This window comes from Ktedonobacter sp. SOSP1-85 (assembly GCF_016587415.1).
GTDB lineage: Bacteria > Chloroflexota > Ktedonobacteria > Ktedonobacterales > Ktedonobacteraceae > Ktedonobacter.
The window spans coordinates 2,071,816-2,094,576 of the sequence record NZ_BNJI01000001.1; the positions used below are offsets into that span (position 1 = coordinate 2,071,816).

12 protein-coding genes are annotated in these 22,761 nt (G+C 56.7%); 6 read left to right on the forward strand and 6 right to left on the reverse strand.

Going from position 1 to position 22,761, the window contains the following annotated elements; genetic code table 11:
* Nucleotides 1-5: 5 nt before the first annotated feature.
* From KTE_RS08775 to KTE_RS08785, 3 genes are all read right to left on the reverse strand, one after another.
* Nucleotides 6-3,884 carry a type I polyketide synthase gene (locus KTE_RS08775; RefSeq protein ID WP_201380292.1) on the reverse strand — a complete coding sequence of 1,293 codons (3,879 nt, stop codon included), beginning with the start codon at nt 3,882-3,884 and terminating at the stop codon, nt 6-8.
* 56 nt (nt 3,885-3,940) lie between these two features.
* Nucleotides 3,941-9,181 carry a type I polyketide synthase gene (locus KTE_RS08780; protein ID WP_201380293.1) on the reverse strand — a complete coding sequence of 1,747 codons (5,241 nt, stop codon included), beginning with the start codon at nt 9,179-9,181 and terminating at the stop codon, nt 3,941-3,943.
* A gap of 652 nt (nt 9,182-9,833) precedes the next feature.
* Nucleotides 9,834-13,115, reverse strand: coding sequence for a S41 family peptidase (locus KTE_RS08785; protein WP_201380294.1), 3,282 nt, complete (start codon nt 13,113-13,115; stop codon nt 9,834-9,836).
* A 411-nt stretch (nt 13,116-13,526) separates the two neighbouring features.
* On the opposite strand from KTE_RS08785, the gene KTE_RS08790 reads away from it, so the two are divergent.
* Nucleotides 13,527-14,081 (forward strand): hypothetical protein, encoded by a 555-nt coding sequence (locus KTE_RS08790; RefSeq protein WP_201380295.1) that lies wholly within the window; start codon nt 13,527-13,529, stop codon nt 14,079-14,081.
* Between the two features lie 68 nt (nt 14,082-14,149).
* On the opposite strand, the gene KTE_RS08795 is transcribed toward KTE_RS08790, so the two are convergent.
* Nucleotides 14,150-14,443: a hypothetical protein gene (locus KTE_RS08795; protein WP_201380296.1), complete on the reverse strand. Its 294-nt coding sequence runs from the start codon at nt 14,441-14,443 to the stop codon at nt 14,150-14,152.
* A 209-nt stretch (nt 14,444-14,652) separates the two neighbouring features.
* Between KTE_RS08795 and KTE_RS08800 the strand changes: the two genes are divergently transcribed.
* From KTE_RS08800 to KTE_RS08810, 3 genes are all read left to right on the forward strand, one after another.
* Nucleotides 14,653-15,210, forward strand: a complete 558-nt coding sequence (locus KTE_RS08800) for an RNA polymerase sigma factor (protein WP_201380298.1) — start codon at nt 14,653-14,655, stop codon at nt 15,208-15,210.
* Complete coding sequence (locus KTE_RS08805) at nt 15,207-16,337, forward strand: hypothetical protein (protein WP_201380300.1); 1,131 nt, start codon at nt 15,207-15,209, stop codon at nt 16,335-16,337. The genes KTE_RS08800 and KTE_RS08805 overlap by 4 nt, the downstream gene beginning before the upstream one ends.
* Nucleotides 16,338-16,573: 236 nt before the next feature.
* Complete coding sequence (locus tag KTE_RS08810) at nt 16,574-17,149, forward strand: GNAT family N-acetyltransferase (protein WP_201380303.1); 576 nt, start codon at nt 16,574-16,576, stop codon at nt 17,147-17,149.
* A gap of 333 nt (nt 17,150-17,482) precedes the next feature.
* On the opposite strand, the gene KTE_RS08815 is transcribed toward KTE_RS08810, so the two are convergent.
* Complete coding sequence (locus tag KTE_RS08815; RefSeq protein ID WP_201380305.1) at nt 17,483-19,138, reverse strand: M20/M25/M40 family metallo-hydrolase; 1,656 nt, start codon at nt 19,136-19,138, stop codon at nt 17,483-17,485.
* Nucleotides 19,139-19,799: 661 nt separating this feature from the next.
* Between KTE_RS08815 and KTE_RS08820 the strand changes: the two genes are divergently transcribed.
* Nucleotides 19,800-20,963, forward strand: coding sequence for an RNA-guided endonuclease TnpB family protein (locus tag KTE_RS08820; protein WP_201380307.1), 1,164 nt, complete (start codon nt 19,800-19,802; stop codon nt 20,961-20,963).
* 89 nt (nt 20,964-21,052) lie between these two features.
* Here KTE_RS08820 and KTE_RS08825 read toward each other — a convergent pair whose 3' ends face one another.
* Entirely contained in the window at nt 21,053-21,826 is a 774-nt protein-coding gene (locus KTE_RS08825) for a 4'-phosphopantetheinyl transferase superfamily protein (protein WP_201380309.1), read from the reverse strand.
* Nucleotides 21,827-22,104: 278 nt separating this feature from the next.
* On the opposite strand from KTE_RS08825, the gene KTE_RS08830 reads away from it, so the two are divergent.
* The gene (locus KTE_RS08830; protein WP_201380311.1) at nt 22,105-22,749 is read left to right on the forward strand and encodes a sigma-70 family RNA polymerase sigma factor; all 645 of its coding nucleotides are present in this window, start codon (nt 22,105-22,107) and stop codon (nt 22,747-22,749) included.
* Nucleotides 22,750-22,761 lie beyond the last annotated feature (12 nt).

Genomic DNA, 22,761 nt, shown 5'->3' on the forward strand with positions numbered 1-22,761 from the left:
TCGTTTTATTCCTCTCCCTGTACCATTTGTTTGAGCAAGGAGTCTATTTCATCTTCGGGCAACTGATCGAGCTGAGTCAGGAGCGCGGCCGCTTCCTGCGGACTCATCTTACCAGCATCCTGAGCCTGGGCTGCGGCTGGTTGCTCACCCTGTTCCGCAAGCATTTGTTGCAACAAGGCATCTACATCCTGATCGGAGAGCTCGTCGAGCTGATCCAGCAACTGCTGAGCCTGGTCCTGGTTAAGCACCTCCTCCGGCTGAGAAGGTGCTTCCACGGCTACCGTGGTCACAGTGGGCAACTGCTCAAGGAGCTGGCTCGCGAACTGCGCGATGCTTGGCCCCTGGAGGAATGTGACAATCGGAACGCGCACCCCCAGCGCCTGCTCAATACGGTTCTTCAGTTCAATCGCCATTAGCGAATCCAGGCCCAGGGTTGTGAGTGGCTGATCGCCATCCAGACGCTCAGCCGGAACACGCAGCACTGCCGCGACCTGCTCGCTTAGATACTGCTCTAGCAACGACAGGCGCTCAGAGCCAGTGGCACGCAGGATGGCATCAATCCCACTCCCCGTCGATGTCGGCGTCTGCGGTGCTAACTGCTCGCTTGTATCCTCAACAAGGTAGGAGACCAGCGGTAGGGCCGCGATCTGAGGATAGAACTCGCGCAAGAGTTGCCAGTCGAGCTTTAGCACGCCAACCTGGGCGGCCTGTTGCGGGATGAGCAGTTCGAGGGCGGCCAGGACATCACGAGGCGAGATACGCTGAATGCCATGGCTCTCCCAGTACTCATGCACGCGCTGGCCTTCGGCGGTCGCGCCAAAGCCAATCTCGGAGACTGCGCCCCAGTCGATACTGATGGCGGGCAGGCCCTGTGCGCGCTGGTAATGCGCCAGGCTATCCATAAAGGCGCCCGCCGCCGCGTAGTTACCCTGGGCTGCGGAGCCGAAGAGCGAGGCACCCGACGAGAACGAGACAAAGAAGTCCAGGCGGCTCTCCTGAAAGAGTGTATGCAGGAGCCAGCTCCCGATGACCTTGGGGCGGAAGACCGCGTCCAGGGCGGATGCATCCAGGTTGATCAGCGGTTTGACCAGGGGCTGTCCCAGCGCATCCTGCCAGACAGAGGCGGCATGCAGAATACCCTTGATGGGAGGATGGCCCTGGCGCATGTGATCGGCCAGGAAGGCACGAAGCTGCGCCTCGTCCGTCACGTCGAGCTGAACACAGTGAACCGTCACGCCCTCGGCCTCTAGCTCGCGAATGCCGCGAACGAGGCTCGCCAGGCGATCCGTAGTCGGGATACGATCCCATTCGGAGCGCGGCGGTACCTGGGTGCGCCCAGCGAGAATAAGCGAACGTGCGCCCTTCTGTGCCAGCCAGCGCGCAACCTCAAAACCCAGGCCCCAGAGGCCTCCAGTCACCAGATAGCTACCCTGCGCACGAATATGCAGGTCGCGCGCGACAAAGTCGTGGCTATGCACCATGCGCGCGACATAGCGCTCGCCCTGGCGGAAGGCTACCTGGTCCTCGCGACTGGTGTCAAGCAGGCTCGCATAGAGCTGCTGCGCGCCCTCCTCAATGCCCTCCTGGCTAGAGAGGTCGATAAGCGCCCCCCAGATTTCGGGATGCTCCATCGCGCAGGTGCGCCCCAGGCCCCAGAGCGGAGACTGCGCCACCGCCAGCGCGGCATTATCGGAGGTCACGGCCTGGGCGTCGCGCGTGACCAGCCAGAGGCGCGGGAGTTGCGCGCTCGTATTCTGTGCCAGGGATTGCATCACGCCCAACGCCGAGGTCGTGCTCAGCGCGAGATCGCGCTCAAGCGTCTGCGCAGTTGTCTGCCCGCTTGGCATCGAGTCTAGACTCCAGAGATGCACTACGCCCCGCAGCGGGGTCGCAAAGGTCTCTTGAACGCGACTGATAACGCGCTGTACATCGTTCAATTGCGCGGGTTGAACCTGGTAACGGCCCGAGCCAAGCTCGCCATAGTGGCTACCCGCCTGGACAAGCGCGCACTGCTGGCCTCGCGCCTGCAAGTATTGTGCCAGGCGCTGGCCCACGCCCTGGCGATCCGCGAAGATCAACCAGGTGCCAGAACGCTCCTTGGGCCAGTCTGTCTGCTCGCCAGGAGCGAAGCTCTGCTTCTCCCAGCGCAACTCATACAGCCAGGAGGAGAGATCGACCTCGGGCGCGGGCGGTGCCAAAGGTGTCGAGCGCTGGAGCTGGATACCCTTCGCCTCTATCAGCAGACGTCCATCCTCGGAGAAGACACGTACATGGCCCTCCAGGGTTGTCGCATCCGGGCGAATCTGCTGATCCAGGGTCGCATGGCTCCAGGCAATCTTGCCGGGACGTTCGTGCATCTTGAAGCTCTGCAAACCCACGGGAAGGTACAGCACACCCTCACCCGCGCCAAGGGATTGGGGAAGCGCAGAGGTGAGGACCTGGAGACATGAATCGAGCAGGGCGGGATGCACCTGGTAACGCTCACGCTCACTCTCGAAGGCAGGTGAGAGGCTAACGCGCCCCAACGCCTCACCATCGCGCCGCCAGAGTTGACGGATGCTGCGATAGTCTTCATCCAACTCAATACCATGCTGCTCCAGGCGCTGATAGAAGGCATCAAGCACGACCTCCTCCTGACAGCGCTGCTGAACTGCCTGCAAGCTCTCATCGCTTGCCTCGGTATATACAGCACCATGATGACCATTCGGCTGTGAGTTGCCATTAAAAGCAGGCCCATTGCTTTGCTCAGGCATGGAAGGCGCAAAGGAATCAAGAGTGTATGAGCTGGGCTCTGGCCCTTGAGGCTCTTCCTCGGCGCTGAGCTCACGCAGGCGATTGAGATGGGGCATGCTCGCCATTACGACTTCGGTCTCTATACCAAAATCGAGCTGACAGGCAATCTCGTTGACCCCTACCGCCCGCAATTGGCGCACCAGGGGGAGACAGCTCTCGGGCGTGCCAAAGAGCACACGCTGCGTCGAGATCATGCGCTCAAAGACAAAACTCAGATACTCGTTGACGTCCTCCTCAGAGAGCGTCGCCAAGTCAACCTGTTGCCCACGGCTATAGGCAACGGCGTTCAGAAGGTAGGCCGCCGAGCGCAGATAATCGCAGAAGGGACCCTTGGCCAGGTCATTGACGGCCTGCTCGCTCTCCGCGATGAAGGTATGCAGCATGACCGAGACTTGCCCAGTCTGCGGGTCATAGCCATGAGCGGCGCGTGCGTCGCGATAGATCTTGATCTTCTCGCCCAACTCCTCGACGCTCTGGTTATACATATGCGTCAGGAGATTGGCGCCAATCTCACCCGCTTTGGCGAAGGTTTTAGGATTGCCCGCGGCGGTCACCCAGATAGGAATCTCGGGCTGGATAGGCGTGGGATAGGTGCGAATATCGACCATCTTGCCATCGCCACCCTTGACCTGCACGGACTCGCCGCGCCAGAGCTTACGCACCGTCTCGATGCCTTCGTACATCACCTCGTTGCGCCGCTCATAATGATCGGGGAAGAGTGCGAAGTCATTAGGATGCCAGCCCGAGGCAATGGAGAGACCCACACGACCCCCAGAAAGATTGTCGACCATCGCCCACTCCTCAGCGACGCGGAGTGGATTGTGCAGCGGCAGCACGACGCTGCCGGCGCGCAGTTGAATCTGCCGGGTCTCACGCGCTAATGCTGCCTGCAAAATGGCAGGATTGGGATACAGCCAGCCATCACGGGTGAAGTGCCGCTCAGGGATCCACACCGATGAGAAGTCGTGGCTGTCCGCATATTTTGTGCTTTCGATAACCAGGCGGTATTTGTCGTGGTCATGGGTCGTCTCGCTACTAGCAAAGAAGATGAGACCAAACGTAATCCCCTGGTTGTGACTCTGTCTATTCATAAGCGCCACATTATCCTTTAAAGAAAAAGGAGGGTGGAACATCCTTCCTGTTCAACTTACCTGGTCACAGCCTCAGCAACTGGTCGTTCAACCGCGCTGGCGATCTTGCCAGACGCGTGTAGTGTCCAGTCCTGACGAGGTTGATTGGGGAGACCGGCGGCATGACTATAGACATGGAACACGGCCTGCTCTGGCGCCGTGGCGGAGAGCACCACCTGAACCTTTTGCGCTCCCTGCTCTGGCACAATCAACAGCTTCTTGAGCTCGATCTCGGCCAGGGTATGTGGACCTGCGCCAAAGGCTTCAAGTGCGGCAGCCAGGGCCATCTCAATGTAGAGCGAGACCGGAGCCGCTATCGCCCCCTGGATGCGGTGTCCGCTCAGGAAAGACAGGCTGCGTGGGTCCAGGACACTCTCCCAGACATGCGTGCCAGCTGGATAAACCAGCTCAGTATGCGCACGGAGCAGGGGATGTCCCGCCAGAAACGCTTCTTGCGCAACAACTGGCTCAGATGCTGGTGCCTGCTGGGCTGGACGACTGGCGGGAAGCTCCAGCCAGAAACGCTCACGCTCAAAGGGGTAGGTAGGCAGCGGAACGCGCTGGCGCGTATAGTCGCCTTCGAAACCGCTCCAATCGATGGCCGCGCCCTGCGTATAGAGCGCCGCAACACTCTGAGCCAACATGCGCCAATCATCTTGCCCCTTGCGCAACGAGGTCAGCCAGATTGCCTCTGTCTCTGGAATGCAGCGTTTACCCATATTGCCAAGCACCGCATTCGGTCCCAGTTCCAGAAAGAGCGTATAGCCCTGAGCCGCCAGGGTCTGCATTCCAGCGTTAAACTGCACGGCACCGCGCACATGCCGTCGCCAGTAGCCAGCATCAAGCACCTCGCCAACTGGTAGGAGCTCGCCCGTCAGGTTACTCACCAGCGGGATACGTAGCGGACTGGCATGGACCTCGCCCGCGACACGCTCAAAGGCGTCAAGCATTGGCTCCATCACTGGCGAGTGGAAGGCATGCGAGACTATCATAGGATGCGTCTTCAAGCCGTCCTGCTCCAGGCGAGCAACAATGGCTGCAAGCGCCTCGCTCCGACCGGAGAGCACCGTATTGGAGGGGCCATTGATGGCCGCAATAGAGACCTGCTCGCGGTACAGCTCTAAATACGACTCAAGCCGTTCAGGGGCGGCAAAGACGACCACCATCTGACCACGTTCGGGCAGCTCCTGCATCAGGCGGCCACGCGTCGCAATCAGCTTCAAGCCATCCTCCAGGCTCAAGGCGCCCGCGACACAGGCGGCGACGTATTCACCCACGCTATGCCCCATGACGACATCAGGTAAGATGCCCCAGGAGCGCCACAGTTCGGCGAGCGCGTACTCAAGGGCGAAGAGCGCGGGCTGCGTAAAGGCGGTCTCATCCAGCGGCGAGGAGCCTTCCTCTTCTGGATAGAGCACCGAGAGCAGCGGCTGCGAGAGATACTCTCCTAAGATCTGGTCACAGCGCTCCAGTGCTGCGCGGAAGGTAGGCTGCGTCTCATAGAGAGAACGCGCCATGCCCACATACTGTGATCCCTGGCCCGTAAAGAGGAAGACAATCTGTGGACGGCTGCCCTGTGCTACGCGACCGGTCGCACCATCCGTGATGGCTTGGCCCGCGGCAAAGGCTGAAAGCTGCGCGCGGAGTTGCTCACGAGAGGTAGCTACCAGGGCCAGGCGTTGGGCAAAATGCATACGCCCCGTCGCGGCAGTATAACAGATATCCGCCAGCGAAGTAGCGGACTCCTCTTTCAAGAAGGTAGCATAGCTTCCAGCCAGTTCTTTCAGGGCGCGCTCATTGCGCGCTGAGAGGGGCAGAATATGCGCGCCACGCTCAACGGCATTGGCCGCAGGCTCCTGGGCGGGAGCGCCCTCCAGCACCACATGCACATTGGTGCCCCCAAAGCCAAAGGCGCTTACACCAGCCAGGCGTTGCTGCGCCTCCGGCCAGGGTGTACGCTGCGTCGGGATAGCAAACGTCGTGCCCTTAAACGAGATATGCTCGTTCAGTTGCTGGAAGTGCAGATGCGGCGGGATCTCGCCATGATGCAGGCTCAGCACAGTCTTGATCAGGCCAGCGATGCCTGCCGCGGCCTCCAAATGTCCAATGTTGGTCTTGACCGATCCAATAATACACGGCTGGTCTCCGGTTCGCTGCTCCATCAACACATTTTTGAGCGAGTCGACCTCGATGGGGTCACCCAGGGGCGTGCTCGATCCATGCGTTTCGATATAATTGATCTGACCAGGCGTGACGCCCGCGTTGCGCAGGGCCTGGCGAATGACGGCCTCCTGCGAGGGGCCATTTGGCGCGGTCAGGCCATTGCTGCGACCATCCTGGTTGACCGCTGAACCGCGAATCAAGGCCAGAATGTTATCGCCATCGCGCTGGGCCGCCGAGAGCGGCTTGAGCACAACGACGCCACAGCCCTCACCACGGACATAGCCATCCGCCGCGTTATCAAAGGTACGACAGCGCCCATGCTCGGACATCATATGCGCCTGCGAGAATGTAATGGTCAGTTCAGGCGTGAGAATCAGGTTGACGCCCACCGCCAGGGCCACTTCGGACTCGCCAGTACGCAGGCTCTGACAGGCCAGGTGCACCGCCACCAGCGACGATGAGCAGGCCGTATCGATGGCCATACTGGGTCCACGCAGGTCCAGCAGGTACGAGAGGCGGTTTGCCACAATACTATGCGCGTTACCAGTACCGGTATAAGCATCCAGCAAAGTGGGATCGCTAAATTGCAGGCGCGCGTAGTCGTTGCTGCTTACACCCACAAAGACACCTGTCTGGGTGTTTGCCAGGCGCTCGGCGGGAATACCAGCGTTTTCCAGGGCCTCCCAGGCCACCTCAAGCAGGATACGCTGCTGGGGGTCCATAGCGGTCGCCTCGCGCGGCGAGATACCAAAGAAATAAGGGTCAAACTTGTCGACCTCTTTGAGAAAGCCTCCCCAGCGCGTATTCATCTTGCCAGGAACGGCGCGTTCCGCCACATAGTACTCGTCGACGTTCCAGCGCGAGGCTGGCACCTCGGAGATCCCATCGACACCCTCGCGTAAGAGTTGCCAGAAGTCAGCAGGCCCTTCCGCACCGGGGAAGCGGCAGCCAAGACCCACAATCGCGATGGGTTCCTGTGCATACTCGCGTGTCTCGGCAAGCTGGGCCTCTTCACGCGCCTGGGGCTTCTCATCTCCCGCCAGGTGCCGGGCCAGGGCCGCGATATTGGGATAGTCATAGGCCACGGTTGGTGAGAGTTCACGCCCTAACCAATCCCCCAGGTCCGCCGAGAGGGTCACGGCATGCACAGAATCCATGCCGTACTGCGCAAAGGGTGTCTGGGCATCGACCACCTCAGGACGGAGGTCAAGCAGTGAGGCCACCTGAGTACGCAGCCAGGCCTCGATCTCCACAGCACGTTTTGTGGGAGCCGAGAGAGGCTCGGTCTCGCACGTCTCGGAAACTTCAGGAGCAGTCTCGCTCACCTGGGGAGCCTCTGATGGCAGTTCCAGCGTCCAACGTGCCACGATGTCGAGTTCATTCGCGAGCAGGCTCTCACGTGTGGTTCGGCGTTGCACCTTCCCGCTGGAGGTCTTGGGCAGAGTACCAGTTTTGAGCAACACAATCTCATAGACCTGGAGATCATGGCCTTCGGCAATAGCCTGGCGCAGTGTGGTAAAGATCTCTGCGGGATCTTTTTTGAGATACTGGCGCTCGATCTCAGTCACGATCACCAGGCGCTCCTCGCCCGCGGCCTCCAATGAGAAGGCCGCGCTACCATTGGTACGCATGGCCGGGTGTGCGTGTTCAACCGTCTTCTCAATATCCTGGGGATAATGGTTGCTGCCACGAATAATGATCAGATCCTTCAAACGGCCAGTGATAAAGAGCTCATCTTCATGCATAAAGGCCAGGTCACCGGTACGCAGGAAGGGGCCTTCGCCATTGGCGAGATGGGCCTGAAAAACCTGTGCCGTCTCCTCCGGACGCTGCCAGTAGCCCTGAGCCACACTAGGACCAGAGATCCAGATCTCACCAACGCGCTCAGGCGGTAGCTCAGTGAAGGTTTCAGGGTCCACAATCAGGAGGCGCTGCATAGGTAGGCTATTGCCGATACTGACCAGGGTGCGGCTATGTTTCTCCTCAGACGCCACTTCCTGAGCCTGGTTTTGCTCCAGGGCCGCGCCCGAGAAGGAGCGCACCAGCGGGTAAACTCCCTTGCGTCCAGCCGAGGCCACCAGTGTCGCCTCAGCCAGGCCATAGCAAGGATAGAAATAATTGCGTCGGAAACCAGTGGAGGCAAAGGCCTCGGCGAAACGCTCCATAGACTCAGAGCGTACCGGTTCCGCGCCATTGGCGACGATCTCCCAGTGACTGAGATCGAGCGTGGCCTTCTGCTCGTCAGAAATTTTGCTGACACAGAGGTCATAGGCGAAGTTAGGGGCACCACTGATCGTGGCCTTATACTGAGACACAGCCCGCAGCCAGCGAATGGGGCGCTGTAAGAAGGCGGCTGGCGACATGATTGTCGACGCATAGCCCGCGTAGAGCGGCTGCAAGATGCCGCCAATCAGACCAAGATCATGGTAGAGGGGCAGCCAGGTGACACCATGCGCATCGTCGGGATGCTGACAATACTGCTCAACCAGCACAGAGTTCTGGAGCAGATTATCATGCGTAACCATCACGCCTTTGGGCAGGCCAGTCGAGCCAGAGGTATACTGGAAGAAGGCCAGCGTCTCGCCATTTACCGAAGGCTTTGACCACTGTTGAGCCAGATCGGTTGATAGGGTGTCAGTCGAGATCACAGGAATATGCTGCAATTCTGGCGACTGATCTAACAGGCCCTGGACGCGGGCGGAGAGGGCGGTAGTGGTCAAAATGACAGCGGGTTGTACATTCTGGGCAATGGCCCGGAACTTGGAAAGGGTGCGGTCGGAGCGAGTGGCGGACGGAGGATAGACTGGAACAGCGATAATTCCACTATAGAGGCAACCAAAGAATGCGGCGATAAACTCCAGTCCAGAGGGATAGATCAATAAGGCACGCGCTCCACTCGCGGCATGGGATTGGAGGAGTGAACCAATTGTTCGGGCGTAGAGATCAAGATCGGCGTGGGTAAAATGCCCCTTCTCGTTCTCCCCATCGGCAAGGAATGAATAGACCCGCTGCTCAGGCTGATGCTCGACTCTCCATTGAAGCAAATCAACCCAGTTGGCAATATCCAGCGTTGAAATTGAAATACGTTTACTCAAGGTTTAATGCTTCCTGGCAAGAAGACAACTCCTGACTTCTTGCTACTATACTAGGAATATAAGCAATAAGAACACGTTTCACGCTTCGTCTGAGTTAGGGGTACAAAGCTCTTGAGCGAAAAGATCAGGAACAGGCAGGCCCCCTTTCTTGCTTGCGCCAGACAAGCCTGGCGACCGATCATGTTGTTCGCCTTCGGTGTATAGTGCATACTTTTCACTACTCGTGTAAAGCGTATGCAGCCAACTCTAGAAGGCAAAAATAGGTAAACGCTATATATAATATATATAGCCAAAAATGGCAATACTAGCAACAATGTTATAATCGTATCACGGACAGGTCAACAGTGCCAATACACAAGAAACAGGTATTTGCACTGTGATTCTTGAAGCGTAATAGTGCTTTGTTGTTCTTCAGTGTACCACATCCTACCACCAAAAAAACGCCGTTTCGCTCCTTTATTTTGGGTATAAGAAAAACCTCTGCCATCGCGTCGCGCTTTTATATAGAGAGGGAAAGGGAGGAGCCAGTATGGCACGACGCTACTGAAGTACGCGTCTACATATTCCGGTATGGAGAAGGTCTTACCATAATATGTAGACGCGTACTTCAGTAGCGTCGGTCAGGAGTATTTGCGTCCTGCTATAAGCTCTATTAAAGCTGTAGAGAACGGCTTAAACGGGGGCGCTCACCGGGCTGGGGTTCGAGCGTCTCGAACTCGTCGATCACGCGCAGCACTTCAGATACCGCGCGCTCAAGCTGCGGATCTTCCTGCCGGGCAAAGTCTTGAGGCGCGATATCCACCTCGATATCGGGATCGGTGCCATAGTTCTCGACATTCCAGCCCACATCCTTGAACCAGAAGGAGAACTCGGCCTGGGTCGTCACGGTATTGTCGACCAGGCGGTGACGAGGATGAATACCAATCACGCCTCCCCAGGTACGTTTGCCTAGCAATGGGCCAAGCCCCATCAACTTAAAACTATGGCTGAAGATGTCACCATCGGAGCCAGCATGCTCGTTTGTCAGGGCCACCATGGGGCCACGAGGGGAGGTCTGGGGATAGGGATCTGGCTGTCCCCAGCGCTGGAAGTCATAGCCAATGCGACGACGCGCCAGCTTCTCTAAGAGCAGGCCAGAGACGTTGCCGCCACCATTCCAGCGTACATCCACTAGCAAGCCGGGAGCGTCATACTCCGCCAGGAAGCTACGGTGGAACTCGGAGAAGCCATGTGTACCCATATCGGGAATATGGATATAGCCGACCTTGCCATCTGACAGTTCATGGACACGGCGGCGGTTCTCCTCCACCCATTCGCGATAGCGCGCAGGATACTCGCTACGCAAGGTCTTCACAGTAACGGTACGGATCTCCTGCGTCTCCGCATCCTCTATGGTCAACTGCACCTCGTGCCGGGCCTGGTTCACGAGCAGTTCCTGCGGCGTGCGCTCAGAGCTCACGCGCTGACCATTGATCGCCAGGACGGCATCGCCAACTGCGACCTCCAGCCCCGGCAAGGTCAGCGGTGAGGTCTCATGGTTATTGGCGGTGTCCCCCTTGACAATGCGCGTAATGAGATAGCGCTGCTTCTCCGCGTCATACGACCAGTCAACGCCCAGGAAACCCTGGTGATAGTGAGGCGCTTTGCGATACTCGCCCCCCATCTCATAGGAATGGGAGGTACCCAGCTCGCCTTGCAGCTCCCAGAAGAGATCCGAGAGCTCTGAGCGAGAACTGACACGCTCGACCAGGGGCGCGTACTGCTCATACACAGCCTGCCAGTCGATACCAGACATATCCTCGTTCCAGAACTGCTCACGTTGCAAACGCCAGGCCTCGGCGAACATCTGGCGCCACTCAGCGGCGGGCAGAACAGAGACCTTGATGCGGTTCAGGTCCAACCAGCCAGTCTCACGATTGGAGGCGCCATTCTCCGTCTTAGGCTTCTCACCTGCTTTTACCACGCGCATGCGATGGTGCGAGCGGTAGATCAACGTTTTCGCGTCACGCGAGAGGTCGAATCCGCCCACGCCCTCTAGAATTTTCTCTGTCTTGTAGTTCTCGAAGTCGTAACTCTCAATAATACCCTTGGGATGGGCGTGGTCCGGCTCATCGGGAATGGTGTTCTCCATTGGCCAGGAAGAGAAGAGGGCCTTGCCTTTGATGCCACGAATGGCGGTATAGCGTCCCTCACCCACGGGGAAGGGTAGCACGCGCTCACGAATCCCTTCCAGGTCAATGGTGATTGGTTTCTTCTCCTCGCCCTCTTTGGCCTTCTCGCCATTGCTTTTCTCGTTCAGCGTGCCATTCTCCTGCGCCTTGCCGTCTGGCGTCGAGCCATTCTCCTCGGACTTTGCGTTCGCGGATGACTCTTTCTCGCCAGGGGCCTTGGGCTCGGGAATGAAGGGTGAACGCTGGTCACGTTTAAGCATGATCGCATAAGGCTTAGAGCCACGGGGGAAACTATACTCAAACTGGTGGCTATCGTGCTGGGGCGTAAAGTGGCGAGCACCGATAAAGTAGAGGAACTTCCCCTCGGGATCAAAGGCAGGGGAGACATCCTCCAGAATGGGATCGGTCACCTGGTGTGTGGCGCCACTCTCCAGCTCACAGAGCTTGATGGCGGTTTTCTGGCCCGAGATGGCGAAGCCGTACGCCAGCCACTTGCCATCCGGTGACCAGGAGATGCCCGCGATACGCGCATACTCACTGCGATCAAGCACACGCAAGCTACCAGTCTCCAGGTCGACCACGAGCAATTCCTGACGATGATTGGTGATCGCCACCACGTCATCGGTTGGGGAGACGGCTAAATTCACCGCGCGACCAAACTCAGCCTCAGCTAATACGCGTGGCTCGCTCGCATCTTCAGGATTGAAGATTACCAGGCGTTCCTCGCCCGTGGCGTCGCTGACCGCAACCAGGCGCTGACCATCATTCAGCCACTCCAGGAAGCGATAACGCACACCGTCTGGCTCACCATGCTGGAGGACCGATCCCTCCCAGTTTCCCATCGTAAAGGCCTTGCCGCGCGTTGTAAAGGCAGCGGCATAGCCCTGGGGATGCAGAGCATAGGTATCCAGGTAATGGCTAGCTGTAGCGAACTTGCGATTGCGCTGAGTACGCATACTTGGCATCTGCACACTCACCTGGCGCGTCTCCTCCGTTTGGGGATCAAACAGGTAGAGATCAGCTCCCGCGTGATAGACCAGGCGCTGGCCGTCGCTTGCCAGGCTGCGCGCATAGAAATCATGATGAGTGGTGTGTCTGCGCAGATCCTCACCAGCAGGCGTACAGGAATAGATGTTGCCGACGCCCTCATGGTCCGACAGGAAATAGATACGCTCACCAACCCAGCAGGGATCAGCGAGATTGCCATCGAGGGCGAGCAGGCGTTTGAAGGTACCATCGCCCTCCACATCGCACCAGAGATGCCCAACCGTGCCGCCACGGTAGCGCTTCCAGTATGCAGGTTCACGAATATTGCGCCCCAGGACGACACCGCCTTGTGAGCCATAAGAAGTAGCATTCGCCATACCATACGAGAGAGCGCGTGGCAGGCCACCCTCGGGCGAAATCGCAAAGATTGTCTGGAAGCGAGGCGTAAACTGTCCGGCGTTACTGGCATAGAGGATCTCGCGACCATCAGGCGACCAGCCAAGCACGCGGCAGGTGGCTCCCTGGAACGTCAGGCGACGCGCGGATTCGCCCGTCGCAGGCATCACATAGACCTCGCTGGGACCCTCCTCGCGGCCCACAAAGGCGAGAAACTTGCCATCGGGGGAGAAACGCGGATGGCTGACCTCGCCGACGCCGGCGGTCCAGCGTTCGGCCCGCCCACCATCGTCACGCACAACCCATAAATCATCTTCAGTCACAAACACAATCTGGTCTTGAAAAATGTGGGGATAGCGAATATATCCTTGAACTGGCATACGGCCTCCTTCCAACTTATGCACACCTATCCGACTTATGCACACTTATCAATATTGGGCATGCCCGCAGAAGCACCAGGAGAGAAAGCTGCGGTCAAAGAGAATGGTGCGCAGGTAGAACCGTGCACATTGTATCACAGCCATACCCTCTGTTCCAACGTGTACCATGCTGCTTTCCAGGCCTCCCTCTCGGCTCGCAAGCTTGCCTTGGGTCATGGGATATGGGTACGTGACACTGGGCGTTCGCCCAGCGCCACATAGCCCTATCCCATAACCCTGAGCGCCGCAGGCGCGAGGTTTGAACTTTCAAGAACGATTCTCTATAATACAGGGGCTTGACAGGGGCTTGCTTACCGATACAAAAGACGCGATCCATCTATCTCATCATTATTCAGAAAGGACTCTCCCCCGATGTTTACACGACCTGAGTCTCGCAGTTATCTTATCGCCAGCCTTGGCGCGCTCATCGCCGCCTTCACCTTTCTCTTCCTGCCCTTTGGCGCCATTACTTATCAAATGGCGGGCAGCCAGCGGGGCATTACCATCACGGCTGGAGACTTTACCAGCAATGGCGCATGGTTTACTCTCCCCCTGGGCGTGGTCTGGCTCAGCGTGCTCCTCCTGCTCGCCATCATTGGTATCGCGCTCTACACGCTGACACAAAACACCAAGTCCAATACATCTGAAGAGGTCTATCACTCACGCTGGGCGGGCGAGATCATTACGACGCTTGGCATCGCCAGCCTGGTCCTCTACCTCTGGTCCTATTTCCTGGTCATACTCCGCATCCAGGGAGTCTACCCGGCGCAGATGCAGGCAGCCGTTAGCCTGGGAATAGGCTCTCTGCTCACCATCTTCTTTATGCTTGTCACGATTGCTGGCGGAGTGCTCGCACTTACCAACAAACGAAAAGCCCGCAAACAAGGAACGGGGCAGCTCTCGATGAAAAATAATGCCCAGGCATAGAATAGGCAATTATACAGTCAGGAAAGCTGAGGCTTTCCTGACTGTATAATGTAGGCTCAAGAAAACTCTTATGTAGCTGAGTAAGACCGCTTAATGCTCCGCTCACTGGCTTGATATTCCTGATAAGCATCCAGAAAGCGCTGAATAAACATTCTATATTCATCTTTCACAGGCAACTCTTCATCTACTTTGATTCGTCGCCTGATGCCGACCTGCTCTCTCCCCTGCACCGGATCATAGCCAACCTTTTCAAATGATTCCCAATACAGACCAGTGCCACGACTGTGCCAGGTAGGAAGAGTGTAGTAGTCGATGCCATGCTGAAAGAGCTGGTAAATGACTTGAAATGTGGCATTTACCATTTACACATGCCGTCTCTTCTCTGAAGCATATTGCGCCAGGTTTGGCCACAATATGCTACAAATTCCATCATGCCCCAAGATTCCTCTTTGTTCTGCTTTTCGACTTTCAAAAAGCCCTGGCCCTGGGAACCTTTCTGTTGCTGAGAGCATCTTTATTCAATGAGAAGTGCTTCTCACAGACCAATTAATAAGTTTAGAAAGTGTTCAAGGTGATAGACGAAACCATCATTCTACGTGCGCAGAAAGGCGATTCTCGGGCTTTTCAACAGATCGTTGAGAAGTACCATGGACTCACCTGGCGCACTGCTCGTGTTCTCCTCGGAAACTCGACGCTGGTGGAGGATATCTTGCAGGAGGCCTGGATCGATGTCTGGCGAGGCTTACCACGCCTCCAGAATCGCCAGACCTTCCGTTCCTGGTTACTGACTGTGGTCGCTAATCGCTGTCGAATGACGTTCCGTCGTTCCGTTCCGATGACAGTGTCCATGGAAACTGAGCCAGATGTGCTGTTGTTGCCGAGTGAGATCGAGGATGCCCTCGAACAGATTATGCGCCAAGAAATGTCCGTGGATCTCCAGGCGGCTCTGGGGATGCTCCCAGCCGATCAGCGGCGGGTGCTGGAACTGCGCTATTTTGCCGATCTGGAACTAAGCGAGATAGCCGAAGTAACCTCTCTGCCTCTGGGTACGGTAAAATCGCGTCTGCATCGGGCGACCAATGCCCTTCGTACACTGTTGCAAGTCAAGAAGGAGAAGCTTTTTCTATGAATATGCCTGTTCAAGATCTGGAACAGCAGCTGCGCAGCCATTATCAGCAGGAGATGGGCGAGCCATCGCCTTCCTCCGCTCTCTGGCGGCAAATCGCTGATCGCTTGCCCACGCAAACTCCACAGCAACAGCGGCTGGCCTGGTGGCAGCGCTGGCTCTCGGCGTTCTCTGCGCCCAGCGCCTCACCGTCTGCGCCCCGTCGAGCACCGGCCCGCCTGGTGGCTGCCTGTTCACTGATGCTGGGAGCACTGCTGCTCGTCTCCGGCCTGGCCTATACGGCCATCGCGTTCAGCTCTTCGCAGACCCGGACCCGCGTGGCAAACCGTCCCATGGCTTCGCAGGCCAACACGGATGTGCTGCTCTCACAACTGCTGACGAGCACAAAACAGCCAGTCACCCAACAAGCGCTGCGCTACAATCTGTTCACTAATCTCAATCTGGCCCAAAAAGCTGGTTCTGACACGGTGAAGCTGCAAAAGGTGTATGCAGATGCCAACCATCTTGTGCTCGGTTATACCATTACTGGCAAAATAGATACTACAGCTAATGATACTCCTGATGATCCGAAGCATCCGCAAAATTTGCCAACCATTACGCTTTCTGATGGACAAACGCTCAAAGCGATTCTGGTCGAAGCCAAGCGGGAAGCGAGTAAAGGGCAGATTGCAGTTCTTGCCTCCTTCAACATGCCGAGCATTCAGGGGAGCCCTAAGCAATTGGGCCTGCATATCAGTGTTGTTACGACTGACTCGACTGCCAATTTCGACCAGACGGTGCCTTTTGACGCAGGCAAGACGGTACAGGTCAATCAGAGCGTGACCTCGGATGGACGCACCATTACGCTCAACCGAGTAGTGATCACGGCTACCGAAACCCGTGTTTACTATACCGTTCAGGGTGCGTCTTTCTCTCCCGTATGGGAGCTGTCGGTAGCAAGTCATACCTACCACGCATATATGGGTTCTGTTCCTCCCGGTGTGGAAGATTTCGGCGCCTTCAATGCGAATTTGCGGAACCAGACTGGAACCTGGACCTTGAAGATATCTGGCCGTCAACTAGATAGTCAGCATGTTAAGGGCTTTCAGGAGACAAATGGTTCCTGGCAGTTTACCTTCACGGTAAACTGAACCTGACTCTCCTCGCCCTATAAGGGAAAGTGAAAAGGAGCAGAACGAGCATGGTACTGTGCTTGTTCTGCTCCTTTTTGTTTCTCCTCTGCAAGAGCAGGACCACAGGCCCTCCCTTTCCTGCCTATCAACGGGGGACAGGAAAGGGAGGGTTGATTGCGGGCAGAGTCCCTTGCAGTCCCGCTCCTCGTATGGTATCATCGCTCGCATGCTCAACAAGGAAAGGAAGGCTTGTAATGGAATTAGATACATCAGCGTCAATCTGGCAGGGCAAGCTGGTGCGATTGCGTAGCCATGAGCCTGGCGACTGGGAAAACTACTGGATCTGGGATCAGGATAGTGAGTCAGAAAGAAAAGATGGTCCTCTTTCTTTTCCGCGGTCGCAAGAACGGATGAAACACTGGACGCAAGAAGCAGCAGTGAGGAAGCAAGAGGGCAACAATTGGAATTTTCTTATCGAGAACAACGAAGGCAAGGTGGTTGGCAGGATTGGCTCACATGATCGCGATCCACGTGTGGGGCATTTCGGGTATGGGCTTGCCATCTCGAAAGAGCATCGACGGAAAGGTTATGCCAGCGAGGTCATCTTGCTCCTGCTGCGCTATTTCTTTCAAGAATTACGCTATCAGAAGGTCACTATTCAGGTAGCCAGCTTCAACGAAGATTCGATAGGTCTGCATGAACATCTTGGTTTCCAATTGGAGGGACGCATTCGCAGGGCTATTTTTACCAAAGGTCAATACTTTGACGTACTCAATTATGGGCTAACGGTAGAGGAATTTGAGGAGAAGCATGCTCACAAGTTCTCCTAATTGAGTTGTTCGTCCGTGCGATTCTGCGGGCCAAATCAGCCTGTGAAATGGGCATGCAAGGATCTGCTTAATTTGGGTGAAGCATGTTTGTTTACTATCATATGCGAATTTTTCATGTGTAAAGCTCTTTTTCATCCTACAAAGCGTGGAGCACACGCTGGAGAAGGAGGGGAAAACCTGCCCTGCCGTAGCCCATCCGTTTCATCAATTTGAGCTTGTTTACTTTCCCCTCGACCAGACCGTTGTTTTGAGGAAAGGTGAGTCCGCTTCTCAAATTCATCATTCTTCATTTTCTACACAACAGCTTTCTTGAGTTCACGACAACAACCAATTCTATGCTTTACGCAGGCATTGAGCCAGGACCTGAATGACTTCGTAGAGCATTTGGGGCAAGGCACCAAAGGAGTAGGACATCAAGACGGCCTCGTCGCGCTGGTGCGCACCACGCCCATGCACACCCCAGTTGAAGACAGGAAGCTGTAGCTGCTGCATCAAGCCCAGCGGCAGGCTATAGGCACCAGGGCGTGACACCTCATCGTCATCGCGCCAGATCGGCATATTGGCGGTTAAGGCCGTAATATCCATCTGCTCATCGAGCTGAAGGTAACTAATATCGGAGAGAAGCGGGAAGAACTCGCGCCGCGCCAGGTGCTGCTCAGGATGCGCATGCACCACCTCGTCGATGGCCTCGGATAAGAGGCCCGCACTCTCAGGGACATGAGGATAGTAAGGCGGCGCGTAATAGATGACGACCGCGGGACCGCGAAGGTTGCTCAACGACCAGAGCCGCTGCACGAGATGCAGCGAGCGCTCGCGCTTATCCAGAGTTGGCGGCAACTGCTGCCAGGCCTCGTCGAGCGCCTGGCGCACGCGCGCCTCGCCCAGGCGACGCACCGTCTCCGCATACAGCTCCGCATAACTCAAAATGGTGCCGCGCCGAGGCTCAATATGCTCGGACTGGCTTGTGGCTCTCCGCCAACGACGCTCTGTCTCATCTACGCGCTGCAAGAGCCGTTCTAGCGCCGTCTGAGCAACCTGGCGCAGGCGTTGTAGTAACTCCTCAGGGCCACTGGTCAGCGTCAGGACGTTGAGGTAGAAATAGGCCGCGAAGGGGAGTTGGACATCATAGTGCTGCTTGAGATCGGTGGCGTGGAGCGTTACCGGAGGAACCGTGCGTTGTCCCTTGCCCGTATCACATAGCTCGTCATTCATGCTTAGATCGCGGATCAGTTCGGCCATCAACAGATTGGCATCCAGGCCGGCGAAGGGCGCGCCAACATGCGATTCGCGCCCGATACAGAGGAAGCTTGGCAGGAGCTTGCCAACCGTGCCGCCATAGACATAGCGATGCGGGTCACCGGGGTAGAGCGCGGAGGCATAATCGGTATTGAGTACACCCAGGTAGCGCAATTGCTGCTCCTCGCGCCAGCGCACCAGGAAACGCACCGCCTGCAAGACGCCCGCAGACTCGTTCTCTTCGTCAGGAGTCGCTAGCATCAGGACCGAAAACGGGAGCGGACTCTCGTGACTGTTTGCGACCAGGTGGCGCATCAAGGCAATATTGACGGCGACGCCACTCTTCATATCGCCAACGCCTCGCCCAAAGAGCCAGTCGCTCCGCTCACCCTCCAGGGTAACATCAGGAGGGAGCAGCTCATCTATATGTCGCGCCAGTTCCGCAGGTTGCAAGGCCAACGGCTCCAGGTCGCCATAATCGGCGGTATCCACAGTGTCAAAATGGCCCAGCAAGATCAGCGTCTCCGGCCCCTGCCCACGCAGGAAGGCATAGACATTCTTGCGCCCATAAGGGTCATCCTGGATCAGATCAAAGCCACTCGCTGTATAGAGCGACTCCAGGCCATCTTTATGCAACAAGGCCAGGATCTCACTGGCAACAACGTTCTCCTCTTCGCTAGGGCTGACGCCACGAATCACCACCAGCCGCTCGGTATATGCCTTCACGTCTGCAAACCAATCAAGCTGCTGCATGCCTTACCTCCAATTGGGAGCATTCCCAGATGCTTTTAGAGAAGATAATAGCATAACATCCAGAGAATTTGCGACGCCATCACGGGAAAACATGCGTACTGCATCGCAACAAGAGACGCATTTCGAGTTCCACCTATAGAGAGCGTCGAGTAAGAGAACGGAAGAAAACAGCGCAGCGCGCATCAGTTCTCCGGTATAACTAGAGTGCAAATGATGCATCGTCCCCCGGTTTCGTAGCGCGTCCGTGTAATGAACCACTCAAGTACTGACAACTGCTCATATCCTTGTCCGTTTTCAGTATCTCGGGGGCGCGTGGTCTCGTCAGCAAGTGGCGGGCCTGGCGAGCCTACACGCCCCTTACAACACGAACGCCAGCAGAAAGGATACCCATTATGTCGCACTATGATGATTAACCAGATCAGCATAGACCACCCACCCTCATCCTCTTACCAATCAAACAAAGCGAATGGCGGACGAGAGAGAGTCGTCCGCCATTCGCTTTGCCCACCTTTTAAAAGAATCTCCAACAGTTTACCAAAAGGTAGGAGAACGCCATCAGATGATGGCACCAAGCAGACATTTCTTTGCCATTGACACAGGAGAATACATGTTCTAATATAGAGGTATAACGTGTTTTGGTGTAGTGCAAAGGGAAATACCAATGATTCGTGCCCATAAGATCAGACTTCATCCCACTCCGGAGCAAGCCATCTCCTTTGCTAAAACCGCCGGAACCGCACGCTTTGTCTGGAACTGGGCACTGGCCGAGTGGAATCGGCAGTATGAGGCCGGAGAGAAACCCACGGCCCTCACACTCAAGAAGCAGTTCAATGCGATCAGGCGCGAGCAGTTCCCCTGGACCCGGGAGGTCACCAAAAACGCTTCAGACCAACCGTTTCTTGATTTGGGCAAGGCGTTTACCGCGTTCTTTGAGGGCCGTGCTCGTCGCCCCACGTTCAAGAGCAAAAAGCGAAGCAAGCCGAGCTTCTATCTCGCCAATGATCAGTTTGAACTGGGTGATCACCGCATCTGGGTCCCCAAGCTCGGCTGGGTGAATATGGCCGAGAAGCTCCGGTTTGAGGGCCGCGTCAAAGGGGCACGGATCACCAAGACAGCCGAGTGGTGGTTTGTCTCCATTCAGGTGCAAATGCCAGATGAGATTGCGGCGAAGAAACAGGCGGCTGTCGGCATCGATGTGGGACTCAACCGCCTGGCGACCCTGAGTACGGGAGAGGGAATCGAGAACCAAGCGTTCCTCAAAACCGCCTTGGGGAAACTGCGTCGGGCGAACAAGCGCCTGCATCGTCGGAAACTGGGCTCAAAAAACCGGGAGAAAGCGCGTAGGCAGGTGGCACGGCTGCACTACCGGATTACCTGCCTGCGCGATGATGTGCTCCACAAGCTGACCACGCGACTCGCCACCTGTTATGGGATCATTGGCATTGAGGATCTCCACCTCAAAGGGTTGCTGAAAAATCGCACGCTGGCTCGGTCATTTTCGGATGCGGCGTTCGGCAAATTGCTCTCTCTGCTGAGCAGCAAAATGGAGCAGCGAGGCGGGCAGGTCATCAAAGTGGACCGCTTCTTTCCATCGAGTAAAAGCTGCCATGGTTGCGATTGGAAGTGGGAAACCATGCAGTTGTCGGACCGTGTGTTTCTCTGCCAGAACCCCACATGTGCGTATCACCTTTTCCCACAGGACCGGGACCAGAATGCCGCGTTATGCATTCTTGCTGAAGCCTTACGCTTGATCGGGCTGATTGATCAAGCCGTCTCCGGTACTGGCTCGGACGAAGACGTTAACTTGGCTGTGGACGCGGGGTAAGACCAAAAACGTACCGGTTACGTTGAGGCACCTACGGATGAAGCAGCAACAACGAAAGCTGTGGGAGAGCTATGCTTGCATACCTTTTCCTACATTAATCGGAGCAGAGCGTCGTGCCAATCCCAGCAGCGTACAACGCAGGGGCTGGGGCCAGGGCAAACAGCCAGCGCTCCTGCATACTCCTGGCCTGGATCGAGCGCGAAGAGGCTCCAGTCGGCTGGCGTACGCTTATCATCCGTGCATGCGAGGAGGGCCGCTGGCTCGCCAGGCTTGAGCGAGACAGTGAAGGAGTCCAGGGGCAACGAGAGGCCCAGACCACGCGCCTTGATATACGCCTCCTTGCGCGTCCAGCAGTTATAAAAAGCCTGAACGCGCTGCTCGGCAGGCAGAGCCAGCAGCGCGGCACACTCTTCAGGAGCGAAAAAGTGCCGGGCCAGGCTCTCCAGGTCGCTCTGCGCACGCATGTGCTCCACGTCAACACCTAGAGGCTGAAGCGAGCTAAACGCCAGGAGGATCATGGCACCTGAGTGACTAACGTTAAAAGCCAGCCGCACGCCCGGTAGCTCTGGCTTGCCATAGGCATTATAGCGGAAGTTCAGGCTCACTGGTTTCAGTTCTGCCCCATCCTCACCTGCGGCATACCAGGCAAGCAGCAGGCGCAAGATACCCCGAGCCGTCACAGAGCATTGCCGATCACGTTCAAAGTGGAAGCGCCGGGCACGTTCGCGCTCCTCTTCGTTGAGCACCTGCCAGAGATCAGCGTAGCGCGCGAGCACCAGGGGCAGGTGTACGCGCCAGATATGTACCTCATTCTGGGTGATAGGTGGCAGAGAAACTGGTTGTTTCCAAACAAGAGCATTCATATTCATACTGTCTTCTCATGAAAAACGATACATCTTCAAATACACGTCTTCAAAGAAAGTGGAAGATGTCCTCTATTTGTCCCCTGTATGCCTCGTATCCACGGTGTTCAATGCGTTCTCTCCATTCTATCATTTACATGGGAAAACAAAACGCACATTGGCCACGCTCCTGAGGGTCAGAGAATAACGGCTCACCAGGCATTCCTGTCCATCAAAGATCCACATAAGCACACCGCGCGATCCTGACTATAGAGGAGCATCGATATAAGGAGAAGAGCATGCGTACCTTAAGTAATCCCGAGACGTCCGTGGGCATAGGTCTAGACACGATTGAACGCATCCTGGAAGACTACGATAGCTACATCCTAACCCTGGCGCGCCAGGCGGTGATCCGCTCGGCCACGCGAGCCGAGGTCCTGGATATGGAGATCGACGAGATCGCACAGATGACACGTGTCAAGCTATGGCAAACGCTCCAGAAGACCAGGGTGGATAATCTCAAGGCGTACATCAGGCGCATCGCCCACAACGAGGCCATCAATCGCATCCGCCAGCAACATAAAGAGGTCATCCCCCTGCCCGTTGATGAGCAGAATGAAGTCAGCCAGGACTACACACCCCTGAGCCAGAGCGAGAGTATACTGGACCCGGTCACGATCTTTGAGCAGAAAGAGGCCATCGCAGAATGCACGCGCAAACTTATCACCCTGGTCATTCAGCTGCCACACCGCCAGCAACAGGCAATGATCTGCTCGCTCAAAGAGCGTCACGACGACCCGACGTCGCTCGCGCGCAGCTTTAAGCTGGCTGGAAAAGAGATCGCCAGCTATAACTGGCCCGGTGACAAGGTCGATGAGAACAGGCTGCGCGCCTCGCTCTCCTTTACGCGTAGACGCCTGCGTCGCTACTTCGTGGTCGCGTGATCGCTCATGCGA

Coding starts and splice junctions, on each gene's coding strand:
- KTE_RS08825 (WP_201380309.1), bottom strand. CDS start 21,826: ATGAATGCTCTTGTTTGGAAACAACCAGTTTCTCTGCCACCTATCACC.
- KTE_RS08820 (WP_201380307.1), top strand. CDS start 19,800: ATGATTCGTGCCCATAAGATCAGACTTCATCCCACTCCGGAGCAAGCC.
- KTE_RS08775 (WP_201380292.1), bottom strand. CDS start 3,884: ATGAATAGACAGAGTCACAACCAGGGGATTACGTTTGGTCTCATCTTC.
- KTE_RS08785 (WP_201380294.1), bottom strand. CDS start 13,115: ATGCCAGTTCAAGGATATATTCGCTATCCCCACATTTTTCAAGACCAG.
- KTE_RS08790 (WP_201380295.1), top strand. CDS start 13,527: ATGTTTACACGACCTGAGTCTCGCAGTTATCTTATCGCCAGCCTTGGC.
- KTE_RS08810 (WP_201380303.1), top strand. CDS start 16,574: ATGGAATTAGATACATCAGCGTCAATCTGGCAGGGCAAGCTGGTGCGA.
- KTE_RS08815 (WP_201380305.1), bottom strand. CDS start 19,138: ATGCAGCAGCTTGATTGGTTTGCAGACGTGAAGGCATATACCGAGCGG.
- KTE_RS08830 (WP_201380311.1), top strand. CDS start 22,105: ATGCGTACCTTAAGTAATCCCGAGACGTCCGTGGGCATAGGTCTAGAC.
- KTE_RS08805 (WP_201380300.1), top strand. CDS start 15,207: ATGAATATGCCTGTTCAAGATCTGGAACAGCAGCTGCGCAGCCATTAT.
- KTE_RS08795 (WP_201380296.1), bottom strand. CDS start 14,443: ATGGTAAATGCCACATTTCAAGTCATTTACCAGCTCTTTCAGCATGGC.